We start from the raw sequence: 20701 nt of genomic DNA, 5'->3' as shown, positions 1-20701 counted from the left end.
GCCGGCCTTCCACGCCACGCCAGCCTAGACAGTCCGCCCTATGCGTATTGACCGGCGCCTTCTGACGCTCGTTTTCGGCGGGTTGTTCTGGCGCACCTTCCTGCTGATCGCCCTGCTGATCGCGGTCAGCCTCGCCGCGTGGTTTCAGAGCTTTCGCGTGATCGAGCGCGAGCCGCGCGCGCAGCGCGTGGCCTTGCAGCTCGTCGCGGTCGTCAAGCTCACGCGCACCGCCCTGCTCTATTCCGATCCCGACCTGCGCCGCGCGCTGCTGCAGGATCTCGAGAGCAACGAGGGCGTGCGCGTCTACCCGCGCGAAACATCCGACAAATTCAAGCTCCAGCCCGACGAATCGCTGAATCGCCTGATCGAGCACGACATCCGCAGCCGGCTCGGCGACGACACCGTGATCGCGCAATCGGTCAACGAGATTCCCGGCGTGTGGATCAGCTTCAAGATCGACGACGACGATTACTGGGTCGCGCTCGACCGCGACCAGCTCGACACCGTCACGGGCCTGCAATGGGCCGGGTGGGGCCTGTTCGCGCTGGCGCTCTCGCTGCTCGGCTCGGCGTTCATCACGAGCCTCGTGAACCAGCCGTTCTCGCGGCTCGCGCTCGCGGCACGCAAGGTGGGCGCCGGGCAGATGCCCGAGCCGCTGCCCGAGCGCGGCATGGGCGTGGCGGCCGACACCAACCGCAGCTTCAACCAGATGGTGCGCGACCTCGAACAGCTCGACGCCGATCGCGCGCTGATGCTGGCCGGCATCTCGCACGACCTGCGCACGCCGCTCGCGCGGCTGCGGCTCGAAACCGAGATGAGCCCGTCGGATCAGGCCACCAAGGATGCGATGGTCGACGACATCGAGCAGATGGACCGCATCATCGCGGCCTTCATCGATTACGCGCGGCCCACGCCGCAACGCGCGCTTGAACCGGTGGATCTGTCGATGATCGCGCACGACGTGGCCGCGCGCCTCGCCAACGAGGACGGCGTGCAGATCACCATGAAGCTGGCGCCGGCCGCCGTGGTCGAGGCCGACGAAACCGACATGCGGCGCGTGGTCGGCAACCTGGTCGAGAACGCGCGCAAGTACGGCCTGAGCGCCAACGACGGCATCGCGCGGATCGTCGTCGAAACGCGCAGCTCGCCCACTCGCGTCGAGCTGATCGTGCGCGACGAAGGCCCCGGCATCCCCGACGATCAACTGCCGCTCGTGATGCGCCCGTTCTATCGCGTCGACGCGGCGCGCAGCAAGGCGGACGGCACCGGCCTCGGCATGGCGATCGTGCTGCGCATCGTCGGCCGCTATCGCGGCACGCTGAAGCTGCGCAACCGCGCGCCCGAGCCGGGCCTCGAGGTGTCGCTCGACTTCCCGACCGGCAAGGCCGCCCGCACGGCAGCCTGAACCCCGCTCCATTTCCTCCGTTTTCCGTCATTTCGCAGGCAGCGGCCATGATTGGCCCGCTGCTCGCATCGCACGCACATCAATAGCCAATTTCTACTGGAATGCACTCGCGATAGATCTATAGTCGATGCGTGACACCCACGCACCGCAAGGAGCCCGTGCATGAAAACCGTCGGCGACACGCTCGAAGCATTCACCGTGATGGCCGCCCGCCCCGGCTTTCTGTTGCCCGAGGAAAACGGCCATTCGGCATACGAAACCATCACGCAGGCCTCGTTCCCCGATCACTGGAAGGTGATCTATTTCTATCCACGCGATTTCGACCCCGCCTGCGCCGACCAGATCGCCGGCTTCGCCCGGCTGCAGCCGGCGTTCGCCGAACGCGGCGCGGTGCTGCTCGGCGGCAGCGCCGACAACGAATGCGTCAAGCTCGCCTGGCGGCGCGAGAATGCGGCACTCGAGCGGCTCAACCATCATGCGTTCGGCGACGTGAAGGGCGAGCTGATCGACCAGCTCGGCGTGCGCGACCGCGACACCGGCACCGCCCTGCTCGCCACGTTCATCGTCGACACCGACAACACCATTCAGCACGTCTCGGTCGACCGGCTCGAAGCCGGCTGCCGGCCGCAGGAGATCCTGCGCGTGCTCACTGCGTTGCAGGACGCGGCGCAGGCGGCACGATAGCGGCCGGCGCGCGAAAACGACAACGCCCCGCGCGAGGCGGGGCGTTGTCGACATCGACCGGCTGACGCCGGATGCCTAAACTCAGGCGCCTTCGCGCACCAGCAGCGCGGCCGCCTGTGCCTCGATCCCTTCGCCGCGGCCCAGATAGCCGAGCTTCTCGTTGGTCTTCGCCTTGACGTTGACGCGGTCGAGCGGCAGGCCGAGATCGTCGGCGATGTTCGCGCGCATCGCGTCGATGTGCGGCGCGAGCTTCGGCGCCTGGGCGATCACGGTGGTATCGACGTTGCGGATCGTGAAGCCCGCGGCCGTCACGCGCTTCACGCATTCGCGCAGCAGCACGCGGCTGTCGGCGCCCTTGAACTGCGCATCGGTGTCCGAGAAATGACGGCCGATATCGCCAAGCGCGGCCGCGCCGAACAGCGCGTCGGTCAGCGCGTGCAGCAGCACGTCGGCGTCCGAGTGGCCGAGCAGGCCGCGCTCGTAGGGGATCGTCACGCCGCCGATGATGAGCGGCCGGCCGGGAACCAGTTGGTGTACGTCGTAGCCTTGTCCGATTCTGAAATCCATGCTGGGTCGGTTCCTGGTTGAGTGGATCAGGAGGCGTTCGCCGGCCGGGACAGGAATGCCTCGGCCAGATCGAAATCCTCGGGGTACGTGACCTTGAAGTTGCGCAGGTTGCCCTGCACGACGCGCGGCGCATGGCCGGCCCATTCGATCGCGCTGGCCTCGTCGGTCAGGTCGTGGCCGTCGTGTTGCGCGGCGAGGATCGCGTCGCGCAACATGCCGATGCGGAACATCTGCGGCGTTTGCGCCTGCCAGAGCCCGTCGCGCGATTCGGTGCGGGCGATCTCGTCGCCGCCGGCCGGCACGCGCTTGAGCGTATCGGCCACCGGCAGCGCGACGATGCCGCCCACCGGGTCGTCCTTCAGCGTGCCGATCAGCGTGCGGATCAGCGCGGGCGTGATGCCGGGGCGCGCGGCGTCGTGCACCAGCACCCAATCGGCATCGGTCGCGCCGAATTCCGCGCAGAGCTGCAGCAGGCCGTTCAGCACCGACGCCTGGCGCGATGCGCCGCCGCAACGGCTGACCGCGAAGCGCAGGCCAGCGAAGCGGCGCGCGTCGAAATGCGTGTCGTCCGGCGAGATCACCACCAGCGTTTGCGAGAATTCGCTGAGCGCGTCGAACGCGGCCAGCGTGTAGTGCAGCAGCGCCCGACCGGCCAGCGTGCGGTACTGCTTGGGCAGCGCCGAGCCGGAACGGCTGCCGGTGCCGGCACAGGGAATCAGGGCAAAAAGTCGGGGAGTCACGTGAGCGAACGCCGGTAATAGGGAAATCGAAGGCAGGATTTTATAATAGGTCTTTCGACTCGACCGTCGTGCCGCTCGCGGCGCCCCGGCGCTCGCCATTCCAGCCTCGTCCATGCCAGAAAACGCCAGCACTCCGTCGTCCCCCGTCGCACTCGTGAAACCGGGCCAGCGCTTCGCCTTCGACGGCGCGCTCGGCTCCGCCGATGGCCTCGTCATCGCCCGCTATCTCGCCGCCCACAAGGCGCAGGTGCCGTTGCTCGCGGTGGTCTGCGCGAACGCGACAGACGCGCAGCGGCTCTCGCTGGAGCTGGCGTACTTCGCGCCCGACGCACGCGTGCGGCTGCTGCCCGACTGGGAAACCCTGCCTTACGATACGTTTTCGCCACACCAGGATCTGGTCTCGGAACGGCTCGCCACGCTGCACGATCTCGGCGAGGGGCGCTGCGACATCCTGCTGGTGCCGGCCACCACGGCGCTGTACCGCATGCCGCCGGCCTCGTTCCTGGCCGCCTACACGTTCGCGTTCAAGCAGGGCGAGCGGCTCGACGAGGCCAGGCTCAAGGCGCAGCTGACGCTGGCCGGCTACGAGCACGTGAGCCAGGTGGTGCGCCCGGGCGAATACTGCGTGCGCGGCTCGTTGATCGACCTGTTCCCGATGGGCTCGCCGCTACCCTACCGGCTCGACCTGTTCGACGATCAGGTCGATTCGATCCGCGCGTTCGATCCGGACACGCAGCGCAGCCTGTACCCGGTACGCGACGTGCGCATGCTGCCGGGCCGCGAATTCCCGTTCGACGACGCCGCGCGCACCACGTTCCGCAGCCGCTGGCGCGAAACCTTCGAAGGCGATCCGAGCCGCGCCACGATCTACCGCGACATCGGCAACGGCGTGCCGTCGGCCGGCATCGAGTATTACCTGCCGCTGTTCTTCGACGAAACGGCCACGCTGTTCCACTATCTGCCGCACAACGCGCATCTGGTGTTCACCGGCGATCTCGACAACGCGATCCGCCGCTTCACGGCCGACACCCGGCAGCGCTACACGTTCCTGTCGCACGATCGCGAGCGGCCGATTCTCGAACCGCTGCGCCTGTTCCTCAGCGACGAGGATTTCTACACGCTCGCCAAGCCGTTCGCGCGCCTCGTGCTGCCCGCGCAGCCGGCCGGCGGCTGGGCCACGGCGCTGCCGCCGCTCGCGCTCGAACGGCAGGCCGACGATCCGGTCGCCACGCTGCGCCACTACCTCGATACCACGCCGAACCGCGTGCTGTTTACGGTCGATTCGGCCGGCCGCCGCGAAACCATCGCGCAACTGCTGACCGAGAACGGCCTGCGCCCGGCCGGCAACGACAGCTTCGCCGCCTGGCTCGAAAGCGACGAGCGTTTCGCGCTCGGCGTCGCGCCGCTCTCGAGCGGCTTCGCGGTGCCCGGCGAAGGCTACGCGATCGTCACCGAAACCGAGCTGTACGGCGTCACCGGCCGTCGCACCGGGCGCCGCCGCCAGGAGCAGGCCAGCAACGTCGACGCGATGGTGCGCGACCTGTCGGAGCTGAAGGTGGGCGACCCGGTGGTGCACACGCAGCATGGCATCGGCCGCTACATGGGCCTGGTGTCGATGGATCTCGGCGAGGGCGACACCGAATTCCTGCATCTCGAATACGCGGGCGAAAGCAAGCTCTACGTGCCGGTGTCGCAACTGCACGTGATCTCGCGCTACAGCGGCGCCGACCCCGACAGCGCACCACTGCACGCGCTCGGCTCGGGCCAGTGGGAGCGCGCCAAGCGCAAGGCGGCGCAACAGATTCGCGACACCGCCGCCGAGCTGCTGAACCTGTACGCACGCCGCGCCGCGCGCGAGGGCCATGCGTTCGCGCTCGATCCGCGCGACTACGTGAAGTTCGCCGAGAGCTTCGGCTTCGAGGAAACGCCCGACCAGGCCGCCGCGATCGCCGCCGTGATCGGCGACATGACGAGCGGCAAGCCGATGGATCGCCTGGTGTGCGGCGACGTGGGCTTCGGCAAGACCGAGGTGGCGCTGCGCGCGGCGTTCATCGCCGTGCTCGGCGGCAAGCAGGTCGCGCTGCTGTCGCCCACCACGCTGCTGGCCGAACAGCATACGCAAACCTTCATCGACCGTTTCGCCGACTGGCCCGTGCGCGTGGCCGAACTGTCGCGTTTCAAGTCGACCAAGGAAATCTCGGCGGCGATCCAGCAGATCAACGAAGGCAGCGTCGATATCGTGATCGGCACGCACAAGCTGCTGTCCTCGGACGTGCAGTTCAAGCGGCTCGGGCTGGTCATCATCGACGAGGAACACCGCTTCGGCGTGCGCCAGAAGGAAGCGCTGAAGGCGCTGCGCGCCGAGGTCGACGTGCTGACGCTGACCGCCACGCCCATTCCACGCACGCTCGGCATGGCGCTCGAAGGCCTGCGCGATTTCTCGGTGATCGCCACCGCGCCGCAGAAGCGGCTCGCGATCAAGACCTTCGTGCGGCGCGAGGACGACAGCGTGATCCGCGAGGCGATGCTGCGCGAACTGAAGCGCGGCGGGCAGGTGTACTTCCTGCACAACGAGGTCGAAACCATCGAGAACCGCCGGGCGATGCTGGAAGCGCTGGTGCCGGAAGCGCGCATCGCGATCGCGCACGGCCAGATGCACGAGCGTGAGCTGGAACGCGTGATGCGCGATTTCGTGGGCCTGCGCAGCAACGTGCTGCTCTGCACGACCATCATCGAAACCGGCATCGACGTGCCGAGCGCGAACACGATCATCATGCATCGCGCCGACAAGTTCGGGCTGGCGCAGTTGCACCAGTTGCGCGGCCGCGTGGGCCGTTCGCACCACCAGGCCTATGCGTACCTGCTGGTGCACGATCCGCAGTCGCTGACCAAGCAGGCGCAGCGGCGGCTCGAAGCGATCCAGCAGATGGAGGAGCTCGGCTCGGGCTTCTATCTGGCGATGCACGACCTGGAGATCCGCGGCACCGGCGAAGTGCTCGGCGACAAGCAATCGGGCGAGATCCACGAGATCGGCTTCCAGCTCTACACGGACATGCTCAACGATGCCGTGAAGGCGCTCAAGAACGGCCGCGAGCCGGACTTGCTCGCACCGCTGGCCGCCACCACCGAGATCAACCTGCACACGCCGGCGATCCTGCCGGCCGATTACTGCGCCGACGTGCAGGAGCGGCTGTCGTTGTACAAGCGCCTCGCCAACTGCGAGGAAGGCGAATCGATCGATGCGATCCACGAGGAACTGGTCGATCGCTTCGGCAAACTGCCGCCGCAGGCCACCGCGCTGGTCGAGACGCACCGGCTGCGGCTGCTGGCCCGGCCGCTCGGCATCAGCAAGATCGATGCGAGCGAGGTGGCGATCGGCCTGCAGTTCGTGCCCGATCCGCCCATCGATCCGATGCGCATCATCGAGATGGTGCAGAAGCATCGCCATGTGAAGCTCGCCGGCCAGGACAAGCTGCGCATCGAAACGCGCACGCCCGACCCGGCGATCCGCGTGTCGACCGTCAAGGAAACGCTGCGCGCGCTCGGCCAGCCCAGCGGCGGCAAGAAGGCGGCGGCGCGCTGAGCGCGGCTGCCGCAGCGCGGGCATCGCCGCCACCGCTGCGGATTGCGCCGCCCGGGCCGGATCTGCCCCGGCCTGGCGGCCGCCCCATGTTCTTCATGCTGCATTGCAAGGCGGCCCGCGAGCGCGGGCCGCCTTGTTTTTGAGTATGATTTTCGTATTGCCATCCGGAGTTTCACCATGCGTTCCGCCGTCGACGCCACTACCCCGCCCGCTTCCTCCGCCCCTGCTTCCGCCACCTCCCCCGCCAGCCTCGATTGGATCAACCGCCTGGTGGCGATGGACACCACCAGCCGCGTGCCGAACCTCGGCCTGATCGAAACCGTGCGCGACGCGCTGGCCGAACGCGGCATCCGCTCCGAGCTGACGTACGACAAGCGCGAAGGCTGGGCCAATTTATTCGCGACGATCCCCGCGCACGACGGCGCGACCGACGGCGGCGTGGTGCTGTCGGGCCACACCGATGTGGTGCCGGTCGACGGTCAGAATTGGGACAGCGATCCGTTCGCGCCGCAGATCCGCGACGGCCGCCTCTACGGGCGCGGCACCTGCGACATGAAGGGCTTCATCGGCGCGGCACTCGCGCTGGTGCCCGAGATGCAATCGGCGCGGCTCGTCAAGCCGATCCATTTCGCGCTGTCCTACGACGAGGAAATCGGCTGCGCCGGCGCGCCGCTGCTGCTCGCCGACCTGAAGGAGCGCGGGCTGCATCCGAGCGGCTGCATCGTCGGCGAGCCGACCAGCATGCGCCCGATCATCGCCCACAAGGGCATCAACACCTACCGCTGCTGCGTGCGTGGCCACGCGGCGCATTCCTCGCTGACGCCGAAGGGGCTCAATGCGATCGAATACGCGGCGCGCCTGATCTGCCATATCCGCGACATCGCCGACGAATTCCGCGCCAACGGCCCGTTCGACGAGCTCTACGACGTGCCGTTCACCACCGCGCAAACGAGCCTGATCGAAGGCGGCAACGCGATCAACACGGTGCCGGCCGAGTGCCGCTTCTCGTTCGAATTCCGCAACCTGCCGACGCTCGACCCCGACGCGATCTTCGCGAAGATCGACACCTACGCGCGCGACACGCTGCTGCCGAAGATGCGCCGCGAGCATCCCGACGCGGCCATCGAGATCTCGCAGATCGCCGCCGCGCCGGGCCTCGATGCCGACGAGCAGGCCGCCATCACGCAACTGGTGCGCGCGCTGACGGCCGACCGCTCGCAACGCAAGGTCGCCTACGGCACCGAGGCCGGGCTGTTCGCCAATGCGGGCATCCCGAGCATCGTGTGCGGCCCCGGCAACATCGAACAGGCGCACAAGCCGAACGAATATGTCGAGCTGGCCCAGCTCGATGCCTGCGACCAGTTCCTGCGCAAGTTCATCCACAGCATGACGCTGGCCTGATCCCGATAACCTGCCGCGGCGCCCGCCGTTCGCGGCGGGGGCCGCGCCCCCCGCCGCCATGTCGACTCTCGCTCCTCCGCCCGCCCCCGCCGCCCAGCCCGCCATCAACGGCAAGCCGGTTCCCACGCTCGACGACATCGCCGCCGAACACTTCGCGCTGACGCCGTGGGTATCGCGCACGCCGGTGTTCGAGCGTGCCGACCTGCCCGATCTCGAAGCCACCCACGTCAACCTGAAGTTCGAGCTGCTGCAGGCCAGCGGCAGCTTCAAGGTGCGCAGCGCGTTCGCCAACCTGCTCGCGCTCGGCGAGCGGCAGCGGCGGCTCGGCGTGACCTGCGTGTCGTCGGGCAATCACGCGGCCGCCGTGGCCTACGCGGCGATGCGGCTGGGCATCGGCGCCAAGGTGGTGATGCTCGACAGCGCCTGCGGCGCGCATCGCGCGCTGTGCCGCCAGTACGGTGCCGAAATCGTCATGGCCGCCGACCGCGCCGAGGCGTTCGAGCGCGTGCGGCGCATCGAGACCGAGGAAGGCCGCCATTTCGTGCACGCGTTCAACGGCTATCGCACCATCCTCGGCACGGCCACGCTCGGCTACGAATGGGCCACGCAGGCGCCCGACCTCGACGCCGTGATCGTGCCGGTGGGCGGCGGCCTCGCGGCCGGCGTGTCGACCGCGCTGCGGCTCGCCAATCCGCAGGTTCGCGTGTATGGCGTGGAACCGGCCGGCGCCGATGTGATGCGCCGCAGCTTCGCGGCCAACCGGCCCGTGGAGGTCAGCGAGGTCCACACCATCGCCGATGCGCTCGCGCTCACGCACACCGAGGAATACGACTACGAGCTGTGCCGCCGTCATCTCGAGCGGCTCGTGACGGTGGACGACGACGCATTGCGCACCGCCATGCACTATCTGTTCACGCAATTGAAGACGGTGGCCGAGCCGGCCTGCGCGGCGCCGATCGCGGCCTTGCTCGGGCCGCTGCGCGAAACCTTGCAGGGCAAGCGCGTGGGCGTGTTGCTGGCCGGCTCCAACATCGACGCGGCGCGCTTCGCGGCGCACCTGGCCGCACGCCGCGCGTGACCGGCCGCGCCGGCCCCGACATATCCCCAGATTGTGTTGAGTAGCCTGTGGACAAGCACCTGACAAGCGAGGCAAGTGCTTGATTGGGCGGACATTCGTGGCGCTGACCCGAATCGGTCGCCCGACGGGCGCGCACGCCGCGCTGCCCGTTTTCGCACCCGCGCTGCCCAAAGCGCGGCCGTCGACAAAAAACCGAACGCGCTCAACGGTTTGCGCCGTCTGCCCGACAGTTATCAACAAGGATCTCAACACAAACTGTGGACAACCCGGCGCGGGCCTCAGGCCGGGTCGAGCGACTTGATCAGGTCGACCAGCGCGCGCAGCCCCGGCGGCATATGCCGGTTGGCCGGGAAGTACAGAAACAGGCCCGGGACCGGCGGGCACCAGTCCTCCAGCACCGTGCACAGCCGCCCCGACGCCAGCCCCGGCTCGGCATACATCTCCGGCACATAGGCGATACCGAGCCCGTCGGCGGCGGCGTCCACCATCAGCGGATTGTGATCGAGCGTCAGCGTGCCGGGCACGTCGATCGCCAGCTCCTGATCGTGCCGGCGGAATTCCCAGCGATAGCGCTTGCCGCTCGGCAGCCGCTGCCGGATGCAGCGATGCGCGAGCAGATCGTCGGGCGTGCGCAGCGCCGGCGCGCCATCCAGATACGCGGGCGCGGCCACTGCCACGAAGCGCAGGTCCGGCGCGAGCCGCACCGCCACCATGTCCTTCGGCACCGCTTCGCCCAGCCGGATGCCGGCGTCGAAGCCCTGCTCGACGATGTCGACCAACTGCCCCTGCGCCACCAGATCGAGTTCGACCTGCGGATAGCGGTGCTGGAACACCGGCACGACGCGCGTCAGCAACACGCGAATCGCACCCTCGCTGCCGTTGATGCGCACCGTGCCGCCCGGCCGCCCGCTCGCGGCGGCGGCATCGCCGAGCACGGCCGACAGCTCGCCGAGCACCGGCGCAAGCCGCGCGAGCAGGCGCTCGCCCTCCTGCGTGGGCGACACGCTGCGCGTGGTGCGGTTCAGCAAGCGCACGCCGAGTTGACGCTCCAGCGCGCGCATCGCGTGACTGAGCGCGGAGTGCGAGACGCCCAGCGCATCGGCCGCGCGCCGGAAGCTGCGATGCGTGGCGACCGCGATGAAGGCGTGCAGATCGGTGATCGATGGCGATTTCATTGGTCGATATTACTCACCGACACATGCAAGATCCAGGGGATTCTCGAACCAATCAGCGCTCTCTAGGATGGGCGTGTCTCATCCCCCATCCCCTATCGAAGGAGAACGTCATGCAGAAAACCTGGCTCATCACCGGCACTTCGGCCGGGCTCGGCAGGTTGCTGACCGAGAAGGCGCTGCAACGCGGCGATCGCGTCGCGGCCACGGTGCGCCGCGACGGTGCGCTCGACGCCTTGCAGGCGCAGTACGACGAGCGCCTGCTGACGCTGCGCGCCGACGTGACCGACACGCCCGCGCTGCGCGCCGCCGTCGATCGCGCGTTCGCGGCGTTCGGGCGGATCGACGTGGTGGTCAGCAACGCCGCCTACGGCCTGTTCGGCGCGGCCGAGGAAGCGAGCGACGCGCAGATCGACCGCCAGATCGCCACCAACCTGACCGGCTCGATCCAGCTCGTGCGCGCGGTGCTGCCGCATCTGCGGCAACAGGGCGGCGGCCGGATCGTGCAGGTCTCGTCCGAAGGCGGCCAGATCGCCTACCCCGGCTTCAGCCTCTATCACGCGACCAAGTGGGGCATCGAGGGCTTTCTCGAATCGGTCGCGCAGGAGGTCGAGCCGTTCGGCATCGACGTGCTGATCGTCGAGCCCGGGCCGACGCGCACGCAGTTCGGCGCGAGCCTCGATCGCACCGAGCCGATGCCGTGCTACGACGCCACGCCGGCCGGCGAAATCCGCCGCGCGATCGCGAGCGGCGCGTTCAACGAATACGGCGACGCCGAACGCACCGTCGACGCGATGCTGCCCGTCATCGATGCGCCCGAGCCGCCGCTGCGGCTCGCGCTCGGCAGCTCGACCTACCGCTCGGTGTCGGCCGCGCTGCGGCAGCGGCTGGACCTGCTCGAATCGCAGCGCGAAGTGGCGTTGTCGGTCATGCCGGTGGGCTGAAACACTCGCCTCCGAGCTGTAAACGCAAGAACGTCGCGGCCAGCGGCACCGCGACGTTCTTCGTCAGCTCAGGTCGCGCGCCCGCCTTCGAGCGGGCGCGCGGCCGATCAGGGCTTGTCGAACATGTCCATGATCTGCTGCTTCTCCTGCGCCGTGACGGGCGGCGGCGTCAGGCCCGCGGCGCCGGCCGAGCCGAGCGCATCGTTGGCGTTGAGGCCGTTGCCCGTCTGGCTGATGTCGACGCTCGGCACGAAACCGTTGCCCGGCGTGTGATCGGCGAAATACAGCTCGCCGTCGATGGTGGTCACGCCGTCGGGCATCGCCATCTGCTGCTCGGGCACGCCGTGCAGCGCCGTACGCATGTAGCTGATCCAGATCGGCAGCGCCAGTTGCGCACCGAATTCGCGGCTGCCGAGGCTCTTGGGCTGGTCGTAGCCCATCCAGGCCACCGCCACCAGCGACTGCTGATAGCCGGCGAACCAGCCGTCCTTCGCATCGTTGGTGGTACCCGTCTTGCCTTGCAGGTCGCTGCGGCCCAGCACGTTCGAACCGGAGCCCGTGCCGGCCGTCGCGACCGTGTGCAGGAGGCTGTTCATGATGTAGGCGTTGCGCGAATCGACGGTGTGCTGCGCGTTGCTGCCCGCGAGCGCCGGCTGCGCCTTCTGCAGCGGCTGGCCGTGCGCGTCGTCCACTTCGGCGATCAAGTACGGATCGACGCGATAGCCGCCGTTGGCGAACACCGAATACGCACCGGCCAATTGCAGCGGCGTGACGAGGCCCGCACCGAGCGCCATCGGCAGGTACGGCGGCGTCTTGGCCGGATCGAAACCGAAGCGCTGCGTGACGTAATCCTGCGCGTACTTGGTGCCGATCGACGCGAGGATCCGGATCGACACGAGGTTCTTCGAACGGCGCAGCGCTTCGCGCATCGTCATCGGGCCGTCGGGCTGGTCGTCGTCCTTCGGTTCCCAGGCAGCGCCGCCCGGCGTGCTCGACGGGAACGACAGCGGCGCATCGTCGATGATGGTCGCCGGCCCGAGGCCCTTGTCGAGCGAGGCCGAATAGATGAACGGCTTGAAGCTCGAACCCGGCTGGCGCCAGGCCTGCGTGACGTGGTTGAACTTGCTCTTGTTGAAATCGAAGCCGCCGACCAGCGAGCGGATCGCGCCATCCTGCGGCGCCAGCGCCACCAGCGCGCCTTCCACTTGCGGCAGTTGCGACAGTTGCCACGCGCCCTTCGCGTCCTGGGTCACGCGCACGATCGAGCCGGGCTTGATGCGCAGTGCATCCGAGGCGCGCGGGCTCAGCGCCGCCGCCGCGAAGCGCACTCCGGCCGCACCGATGCTGGCCTTCTCGCCGCCCACGAACTGCACCTGCACGCCCGAGGGCGCCGCCGAGGTGACCACCGCCGATTGCAGATCGCCGTTGTCGGGGTGATCGGCGAGCGCGTCGTCGACCGCCTCGTCGCGCGCGTCGCCTTCGGCCGGCAATGCGATGAAGCCTTCGGGGCCGCGATAGCCGTGACGGCGCTCGTAATCGAGAATGCCGCGACGCACCGCCTGATAGGCCGCTTCCTGATCGCTCGAATTGATCGTGGTGGTGACCGTCAAACCGCGCGTATAGGTTTCGTCCTTGTACTGCGCGTACATCATCTGGCGGACCATCTCCGAGATGTATTCCGCATGCACCGCGTACTGGTTGCCCGGCGTGCGCGTGTGGATCTCTTCCTTCACGGCTTCGTCGTATTGCTGCGGCGTGATGTAGCCGAGCTCGCGCATGCGCTGGAGGATGTATTGCTGACGGATCTTGGCGCGCTTCGGATTGACCACCGGGTTGTAGGCCGACGGCGCCTTCGGCAGCCCGGCCAGCATCGCGGCCTCGGCCAGCGTGATGTCCTTCAGGTCCTTGCCGAAATACACGCGCGCGGCGGCGGCGAAGCCGTAGGCGCGCTGGCCCAGGTAGATCTGGTTCATGTACAGCTCGAGGATCTGGTCTTTCGACAGCGTCTTCTCGATCTTGTACGCCAGCAGCATTTCGTAGATCTTGCGCGTGTAGGTCTTCTCGCTCGACAGGAAGAAGTTGCGCGCCACCTGCATGGTGATCGTGCTCGCGCCCTGGCGTGCGCCGCCGTGCATCAGATCGGCCACGCCGGCCCGCATGATGCCGAGGAAATCCACGCCGCCGTGTTCGTAGAAGCGGTAATCCTCGATCGCGAGCACCGCCTTCTTCATGACGTCGGGGATGTCCTGGAAGCGCACCAGGCTGCGGCGCTCCTCGCCGAATTCGCCGATCAGCACGTGATCGGCCGTGTACACGCGCAGCGGCACCTTCGGTTGATAGTTGGTCAGCGCATCGAGCGACGGCAGTTGCGGCGCCATCACCACCAGCGCGTAGCCGACGATCAGCGCGCCGATCACCCCGGCGACGACCGCCAGCCCGGCGAACCAGATCGCGATGCGGGCGCCGAACGAGCGGCGGCCCGAACCGCCGTCGTCGCGGTCGCGACGGTCACCGCCGCCGTGGCGGTCGGAGTCGTCCGCGTAGAACGCGCCGGAAGGCGAGCGGCGCAACTTGTAATTGGGTTCGGAATCGGACGGTCGTTTGATGATCGGCATGTCGGAATAGCAGGCGCGGCAGCGGCACCGTAAGCGCGCGCGAGATGCGCGCGGGTGGATCGATACGTCAGGCTAGACGCGATGCGGATGGAGCGTAGCACGTCGACAGACCCAGGCACGTGTGGATCCGTTCCCGCGACGTGACAGCGCATTCTAATGACATCACCCCGGCCCTCTCGCGATTTTTTGTAAAAAATTCCTGCACCCACCCCATCGCAGGGCGTCGTGCCAGGCGGCGCAGGCGCACCCGTTTGCGGGCCGGCCGACGCGCTTCGCCGGCACGAATCGGCGCCGGCTTCGCGCGCAATTATGCACGTATTGAATTCGCGTTTCCGCCTTTCACGGCTTTCAATGGCGAAAGCATTGTATCCATCTGTATTTTTCCCTGGAAATCCACGCGGTTCGCCCGCATTTTCCGTTGGCGGATCAGCATGCCCACGCCCACGCCGAACGCCGTGTTTAAGCGGTGTTTAAGCGATCCGGTGGTGTAATATCCGCCGGCACATCGGGCGCGCAGCGCCGTGCCGCCGACGCGGTCGCCGACCGCGTCGTCATCATCATCACGGAGGGTTTCATGTCGCTTTTCGACTCTATTTCGCGCACGCTCAAAGGCCTGTTGAATGATGCGGCCGATTCGGTGCAGGACCCGTCGCGCGACGCACGCCAGATCGTGCGGGAGCTCGACGACAGCATCGGCCGCGCCGAGAACTCGTTGATCGAGATCGAAGCGCAGGTGGCCACGCAGCGCAGCAAGTGCGATGCGGCCAACGACAAGGTGCGCAAGTACGAAGACGGCGCGAAGCGCGCGCTGCAATCGGGCGACGAATCGCTCGCCCGCGAGGCGCTGACCGCGCAAACCAACGCCGAAGTCGAACGCGATGCGCTCGCGCACGAACTCGACACGCTGGAGCCGTCGGTCGCCAAGCTCAAATCGCAGATCGCCGACATGCGTCAGCGCCGCAACGACCTGAACACGCGCTCGAACATCCTGCAAGCCAAGCAGGAAATCGCGCAGGCCAAGGACGTGGCGGCCACGGCGCTGGGCGGCATCGGCGGCAAGGATCTGTCGGGCGATTTCCAGAAGCTGGAAGACAAGGTCACGCTGTCGAACGCCCGCTCGGACGCCCGCCTGAACTCGGCCGACACCAACAGCGGCAAGGCGCTCGACGACAAGCTCGCGGCGCTCAATCGCGGCCCGTCGGTCGACGATCGTCTCGAAGCGCTGAAGAAGCAACTGAACACGCCGGCGCAGTAACACACGCACCGGCCGCCGCGCGCGAGGCCCGGTTCACCCCGGGCCTCGCGTGGCTCCGCCCGCAAGGAGGCAGGCTCGCCGCCTGGTCAATCATGAAGAAATTCGTCGCCGCCGCAGGCATCGCGCTGCTGGTCGCCTCGGCCAGCGTGTTCGCGGCCGTGCCCTCGCTGTCGCAGGTCACCCAGTCGATCGAGCAGCACAACTGGCAACGCGCCGACAGCCAGCTCTCGCAAGTCATCGCGGCTCACCCCGACAACGCGCGCGCGCATTATCTGTACGGTCAGGTGCTCGACCGCGAAGGCCGCTCGGCCGACGCGCTCGCCGAGATCGAACGCGCGAAGTCGCTCGACCCCACGCTCCATTTCACGAACTCGCAAGCCTTCGCGCAAACCGAATCGAAGGTGCGCGCCGACGTGCAACGCGCGTCGGGCGAACGCCGCTCGGCCACCTCGGGCGGCGCGCTGGTGCCGACCGATTCGCAACTGACGCAGCAGGCGCAACAGGCGCAGTTCGCGCCGGCCAAGCCCGCGCATCACGGCCCCTCGGCCGGCATGTGGATCGGCCTGATCCTGCTGGTGGTGGTGATCGCGCTGGTGCTGCGCTGGACGCTGCGCCGCTCGCGCTCGACCGAAAACCAGGCCGCCGACGACGAGCGCCGCGCGCAACTGAAGCGCGCCACCGACCTGCTCAACGAAGCGCGCCCGCTCAAGCTCGACGCGCGCATTTCGACCGCGCCCGGCGTGTCCGCGCTGACGGGCGAGATCGAGGCCGTGGAAAGCGAGGCGCGCAACCTCGTCGAAGCGCTGTCGAACGGCAAGAACCCGGTGCCGCCGTATCAGCTGGAAGATCTCGAACACCGCTTCGCGAGCCTGAAGGCGCGCGTCGAAGGCCGCCCCGATCCGAACGCGGCGCCCGCGAATGCACCGGGCGCGCCCGGCGGTTCGGGTTCGGTGTTTGCTCAGGAAGCGGATCGCATGACGCAGCCGCCGCCGTATCCGCCCTACCCGCCGCAAGCGCCATATCCGTATCCGCAGCAACCGCCGGTGGTGATCCAGCAGGGCGGCGGCATCGGCAGCGGCGTGGGCGGCTTGCTGACCGGCGTGCTGCTCGGCGAAGCGCTGTCGGGCAACCGCGAGCGCGTGGTCGAGCGCGACGTGATCGTCGACGACCAGCGCCAGCACGGCTCGGGCTCGGTCGGCAATCCGTTCGACAACGGCAATGGCGGGAACGACGGTAGCTTCGATCTGGGCCAGGGCGACAACTGGGACAGCGGCAACGACAGCGGCGGCGTCGATCTCGGCAGCACCGACGACGACTGGGACAATAGCTGAGCGCGCAACCATGCACCGCGCATGGCGCGGTTGCATCCGACGCACACCTCGACGGGCCGGCAACGGCCCGTTTTTCATGGCACGCCGAACGCGACGGACTTTGTTAACATTGCTCAGACGAACTTTCGGTGTCCGATCGAGTTCGTTATCATGAGCGCGTTCGCGTGCGGGCAGGTCCGGCCGCACATCCCCTTCCCCGTCCCTGGAGAAACCTGCATATGAGCATCGTCAAGGAATTCAAGGAGTTCGCCGTCAAGGGCAACGTGATGGACTTGGCTGTCGGTGTGATCATCGGCGGCGCGTTTTCGAAGATCGTCGATTCCATCGTCAAGGATCTGATCATGCCGGTGATCGGCGTGATTACCGGTGGCCTCGATTTTTCGAACAAGTTCATCCAGCTCGGACAGATTCCCGCGACCTTCAAGGGCAATCCGGATTCCTACAAGGATCTGCAGGCGGCAGGCGTCGCGCTGTTCGGCTATGGCTCGTTCATCACCGTGCTGATCAACTTCATCATCCTCGCGTTCATCATCTTCATGATGGTGCGCTTCATCAACCGCCTGCGCCGCCCGGAAGAAGCGCCGGCCACCCCGGCCGCGCCGCCGCCGACCCCGGAAGACGTGATGTTGCTGCGCGAGATCCGCGATTCGTTGAAGAACCGCTGACAGCCTGCCGCGCCCTGCGCGCGTCACGCCCCGAAAAGCCCGCCGTGCGCGGGCTTTTTTGCGCCCGCTTTGGTGCAGCGCAATTCGTGCGCGCCGCGCGTACGCGGGAAAACACTCAGCGTTTTCGCCGCCAAAAACCGCGCTTTTTTACGAATCGGCCTGCACATGCCGCGCTGGCCGCACTATCATGAAACAGCAATGACATTACACAAGGCGCACAATGCGCCTACATGACGATCAGGGTTTGGGACGCATCGGCAATGCTCGGCATCACTGAACATCGTGAAGCCGGCTTTTTCGTATGCTATAAAAGATCGACATGCGGGCGCGCTAGCCGGTTTGGGGGTGGGTCGCATGACAAAGCCACAAATCTTGCAATCGTTTTTGACGCGAGTGTTTATGTCCTTTCCGAAAAAACGCCGACGCGTGCAGGAAGACGGCCAGGAATCGTTTCTGGCCGTCCTGCATCATGCGAAGCCGTTCGCCCAGCTCGATACGAAGATCTCCCGCGCCCGCGCCCAGGACGAACCGGTGCTGTACGCCCACGTGCTGCCCGGCCTCGACGTGCTGCTGTGCACCGTGCGCGGCGCGCAACCGCCGTATCCGGCCATCGCAGACCTGCGCAAGCGCTGCATCGAATCGATCAGCAACGCGCTCGAACAGCCGATCGAAGGGCTGGAGAACGGCGGTTACTGGTACGAGGCGAGCGGCTTCGGCTTTCTCGTGTTCGCGAGCCGCGCGCGCGCCCGCATCCTGCCGGAGTTCGCAGCGGGGGCGAGCGTCGGCGAGCGCAGCGCGGGCCGGCAGAATGCCGGCGACACGACACCCCGGTCGCTCTGACCGGATTCAATCGAACGGGCCGCGACGTTGCGGCCCGATTCGTTTGGGCACACCGCCGCGCGCATGCCGTGGCGGCGGTTCGTCCGATACGGCAGCGAACGCGTCAGCCGCGCGCGTGCGGACGGACGATATCGATGAACGCCGAAAAATCCGCGCCGGCCAATCCCATCGCCGAACCCAGGCGCAGCACTTGCTGCACCGCGCCCGCCACCGGCATCGCCGCGCCCACTTCGCGCGCGGCATCGGCAACCGCTTCGGCATCCTTCCTGAACGTGCTCAACGCGCCGAGCGGTGCGTGGCCGCTGGCCGTCATGCGCGGCACGAAGGTTTGCAGCAGCACCGAATCGGCCCAGCCGCCCGCGAGCGCTTCGGCCAGGCGTGCCGCATCGATGCCGCTGGCTTGCGCGAGCCCCACCGCTTCGGCGATCGCCGCCACCGTGGCCGTCACGATCGCCTGATTGCAGAGCTTGGCCGTCTGCCCCGCGCCGGCGTCGCCAAGATGCGTGAGCCGCGACGCATAGGCGCCGATCAAGTCGCGCACGGCGTTGATGTCCTCGCGCGGGCCACCGGCCATCACCGCGAGCGTGCCGGCCTCGGCGCCGGGCACGCCGCCCGAGACGGGCGCATCGATCCACGCCACCTGCTGCGCCGCCGCGCGCGCCGCATAGTCGCGGGTGGCCGCTGGCGGAATCGACGAATGGTCGACGATGCGGCGCAAGCGCCGCGTGCCCGGCTCGCCCGACAGCAGGCCACCCGGGCCGAACACCACATCGCCCACCGCGGCCGCGTCGAACACGCACAGCATCACGGTGTCGACGCGCTCCGCCATCTCGCGCGGCGTATCGACCACCTGCGCGCCCTCGCCCGCCAGCGCCTCCGCTTTGGCCCGCGAGCGGTTCCAGACCTGCACGGCATGCCCCGCGCGCAGCCAGTGCCGAATCATCGGCGCCCCCATCAGGCCCGGTCCGCAAAATCCTGCTTCCACGTGGTTTCTCGCAATCGGATTGAACTCGGTGCCCATCATACCGATCACTCAAGGATGCGCGGCCGGGTGCATCGCCGCACGGCACGCATGAACCCAACTTTTCAGGAGGCACCATGACCGACCATGTTTACAAGACGATCGAACTGACCGGCTCGTCGCAGAAGTCGAGCGACGACGCAATCCGCAACGCCATCGCCAAGGCCGCCAAGACGCTGCACGGCCTGAACTGGTTCGAGGTGGTGGAGACGCGCGGCCACATCGACGGCGACCAGGTCCAGCACTGGCAGGTCACGCTGAAGGTGGGCGTGCGCCTCGACGACTGACCGAAACCGACCGGCCCCGTTAGCCAGGCCCGCCATCGCGGCACGCTTCAATACGCCGCGATGGCGGTTTACGCCGTCTTGACGCTCCTTTCTGTCCATATTAAAAATCGTATGTCACAACGATCTATCGATCAGCCCGGACATATATAACTTGGAGAGAACATGAGCCAACAACGCGAGGCGATCGACACCTACCTGCTGCGCGTCATGCATACGCTGCTGATGGAACGCAGCGTCACACGCACGGCGGTCAAGCTGAACCAGTCACAGCCCGCGATCAGCGCCGCACTGCGCCGCCTGCGCGACATCACCGGCGACCCGCTGCTGGTGCGCGGCAAGTCGGGCATGGTCCCGACCGAATACGGCCTGCGCCTGCTCGAACCGGTACAGAACGCGCTGCGTGAAATCGACCGCATCAAGTTCCAGCAACACAACTTCGATCCCGCCACCTCGATCCGCTGCTACCGGATCGGCTGCCCCGATTACCTGAACGTGCTGTTCGTGCCGACCGTGGTCGAGCGCTTCCGGCAGGCCGCGCCGAACGCAACGCTCGAATTCCATTCGCTCGGCCCCGCGTTCGACTACGAGCTGGCGCTGGAAGACGGCAAGCTCGACATCGTGGTCGGCAACTGGCCCGAGCCGCCCGAGCAACTGCACCTGTCGAACCTGTTCGTCGACCAGATCGTCTGCCTGATGAGCAATGCGCACCCGTTCGCCAAGCGCGGCGGGCTGACGCTCGATCAGTACCTCAATGCGCCGCACCTCGCACCGACCCCCTACTCGGTTGGCCAGCGCGGTGCGATCGACGTGCACCTGGCGCGCGAGCGGCTCAAGCGCCATGTGGTCGTGACGCTGCCGTACTTCAATCTCGCGCCGTACGTGCTCGTGAAATCGGATCTGATCTTCACGACCACGCGCCTGTTCGCCGATCACTACGCGAAGTTCCTGCCGCTGTCGGTGATACCCGCGCCGCTCGATTTCCCGCCGATGCAGTATTACCAGCTCTGGCACGAACGCTGCCATTACTCGGACGAAGTGCGCTGGCTGCGTGGCCTCGTGGCCGAGGCAACCCGCACGCTGATCGGCGCCTGACCGGCCGCGGGCGCCAAGGCG

Annotated in this window: 17 protein-coding genes; 12 read left to right on the top strand and 5 right to left on the bottom strand. The window is 67.5% G+C overall.

The window, feature by feature from the left end:
• Positions 1–40: 40 nt before the first annotated feature.
• Positions 41–1405 carry an ATP-binding protein gene (locus AB4851_RS23945; protein ID WP_414442067.1) on the top strand — a complete coding sequence of 455 codons (1365 nt, stop codon included), beginning with the start codon at positions 41–43 and terminating at the stop codon, positions 1403–1405.
• A 162-nt stretch (positions 1406–1567) separates the two neighbouring features.
• Positions 1568–2089, top strand: coding sequence for a redoxin domain-containing protein (locus AB4851_RS23940; RefSeq protein WP_414451723.1), 522 nt, complete (start codon positions 1568–1570; stop codon positions 2087–2089).
• Positions 2090–2170: 81 nt separating this feature from the next.
• On the opposite strand, the gene ispF is transcribed toward AB4851_RS23940, so the two are convergent.
• Together ispF and ispD are read right to left on the bottom strand one after the other, a co-directional pair.
• Entirely contained in the window at positions 2171–2656 is a 486-nt protein-coding gene (gene ispF / locus AB4851_RS23935) for a 2-C-methyl-D-erythritol 2,4-cyclodiphosphate synthase (RefSeq protein ID WP_414442069.1), read from the bottom strand.
• Positions 2657–2682: 26 nt separating this feature from the next.
• Entirely contained in the window at positions 2683–3396 is a 714-nt protein-coding gene (gene ispD, locus AB4851_RS23930; RefSeq protein ID WP_414451722.1) for a 2-C-methyl-D-erythritol 4-phosphate cytidylyltransferase, read from the bottom strand.
• A 112-nt stretch (positions 3397–3508) separates the two neighbouring features.
• Between ispD and mfd the strand changes: the two genes are divergently transcribed.
• From mfd to AB4851_RS23915, 3 genes are all read left to right on the top strand, one after another.
• The gene (gene mfd / locus AB4851_RS23925; RefSeq protein ID WP_414451721.1) at positions 3509–6979 is read left to right on the top strand and encodes a transcription-repair coupling factor; all 3471 of its coding nucleotides are present in this window, start codon (positions 3509–3511) and stop codon (positions 6977–6979) included.
• 177 nt (positions 6980–7156) lie between these two features.
• Positions 7157–8380, top strand: coding sequence for an acetylornithine deacetylase (argE, locus tag AB4851_RS23920; RefSeq protein WP_414451720.1), 1224 nt, complete (start codon positions 7157–7159; stop codon positions 8378–8380).
• Positions 8381–8438: 58 nt separating this feature from the next.
• A complete protein-coding gene (locus AB4851_RS23915) occupies positions 8439–9458 on the top strand; it encodes a threonine/serine dehydratase (protein WP_414451719.1) in 1020 nt (339 codons plus the stop codon).
• 278 nt (positions 9459–9736) lie between these two features.
• Here AB4851_RS23915 and AB4851_RS23910 read toward each other — a convergent pair whose 3' ends face one another.
• Positions 9737–10633, bottom strand: coding sequence for a LysR family transcriptional regulator (locus AB4851_RS23910; protein ID WP_414451718.1), 897 nt, complete (start codon positions 10631–10633; stop codon positions 9737–9739).
• Positions 10634–10743: 110 nt separating this feature from the next.
• Here AB4851_RS23910 and AB4851_RS23905 point away from each other — a divergent pair, with 110 nt between their 5' ends.
• The gene (locus AB4851_RS23905) at positions 10744–11574 is read left to right on the top strand and encodes an SDR family oxidoreductase (protein WP_414451717.1); all 831 of its coding nucleotides are present in this window, start codon (positions 10744–10746) and stop codon (positions 11572–11574) included.
• A 107-nt stretch (positions 11575–11681) separates the two neighbouring features.
• Here AB4851_RS23905 and AB4851_RS23900 read toward each other — a convergent pair whose 3' ends face one another.
• Complete coding sequence (locus AB4851_RS23900) at positions 11682–14189, bottom strand: penicillin-binding protein 1A (RefSeq protein ID WP_414451716.1); 2508 nt, start codon at positions 14187–14189, stop codon at positions 11682–11684.
• A gap of 574 nt (positions 14190–14763) precedes the next feature.
• On the opposite strand from AB4851_RS23900, the gene AB4851_RS23895 reads away from it, so the two are divergent.
• The 4 genes from AB4851_RS23895 (at position 14764) to AB4851_RS23880 (ending at position 18280) form a co-directional block, all read left to right on the top strand.
• A complete protein-coding gene (locus tag AB4851_RS23895) occupies positions 14764–15444 on the top strand; it encodes a PspA/IM30 family protein (RefSeq protein ID WP_414442077.1) in 681 nt (226 codons plus the stop codon).
• A 92-nt stretch (positions 15445–15536) separates the two neighbouring features.
• A complete protein-coding gene (locus AB4851_RS23890; protein ID WP_414451715.1) occupies positions 15537–16775 on the top strand; it encodes a tetratricopeptide repeat protein in 1239 nt (412 codons plus the stop codon).
• 218 nt (positions 16776–16993) lie between these two features.
• Positions 16994–17440, top strand: a complete 447-nt coding sequence (gene mscL / locus AB4851_RS23885) for a large conductance mechanosensitive channel protein MscL (protein ID WP_414442079.1) — start codon at positions 16994–16996, stop codon at positions 17438–17440.
• A 399-nt stretch (positions 17441–17839) separates the two neighbouring features.
• On the top strand, positions 17840–18280 hold the full coding sequence (locus AB4851_RS23880; RefSeq protein ID WP_414451714.1) for a hypothetical protein: 441 nt from the start codon (positions 17840–17842) through the stop codon (positions 18278–18280).
• A 103-nt stretch (positions 18281–18383) separates the two neighbouring features.
• Here the strand turns inward: AB4851_RS23880 and AB4851_RS23875 are convergent, their stop codons facing one another.
• A complete protein-coding gene (locus AB4851_RS23875; RefSeq protein ID WP_414451713.1) occupies positions 18384–19304 on the bottom strand; it encodes an NAD(P)-dependent oxidoreductase in 921 nt (306 codons plus the stop codon).
• A gap of 74 nt (positions 19305–19378) precedes the next feature.
• On the opposite strand from AB4851_RS23875, the gene AB4851_RS23870 reads away from it, so the two are divergent.
• Complete coding sequence (locus AB4851_RS23870) at positions 19379–19588, top strand: dodecin (RefSeq protein ID WP_414442082.1); 210 nt, start codon at positions 19379–19381, stop codon at positions 19586–19588.
• A gap of 162 nt (positions 19589–19750) precedes the next feature.
• Complete coding sequence (locus AB4851_RS23865) at positions 19751–20680, top strand: LysR substrate-binding domain-containing protein (RefSeq protein WP_414451712.1); 930 nt, start codon at positions 19751–19753, stop codon at positions 20678–20680.
• The last annotated feature ends 21 nt before the right edge of the window (positions 20681–20701 follow it).

The organism is Burkholderia sp. 22PA0099, from assembly GCF_047497165.1.
GTDB lineage: Bacteria > Pseudomonadota > Gammaproteobacteria > Burkholderiales > Burkholderiaceae > Burkholderia.
This window is presented reverse-complemented; position numbering and strand designations above follow the sequence as displayed.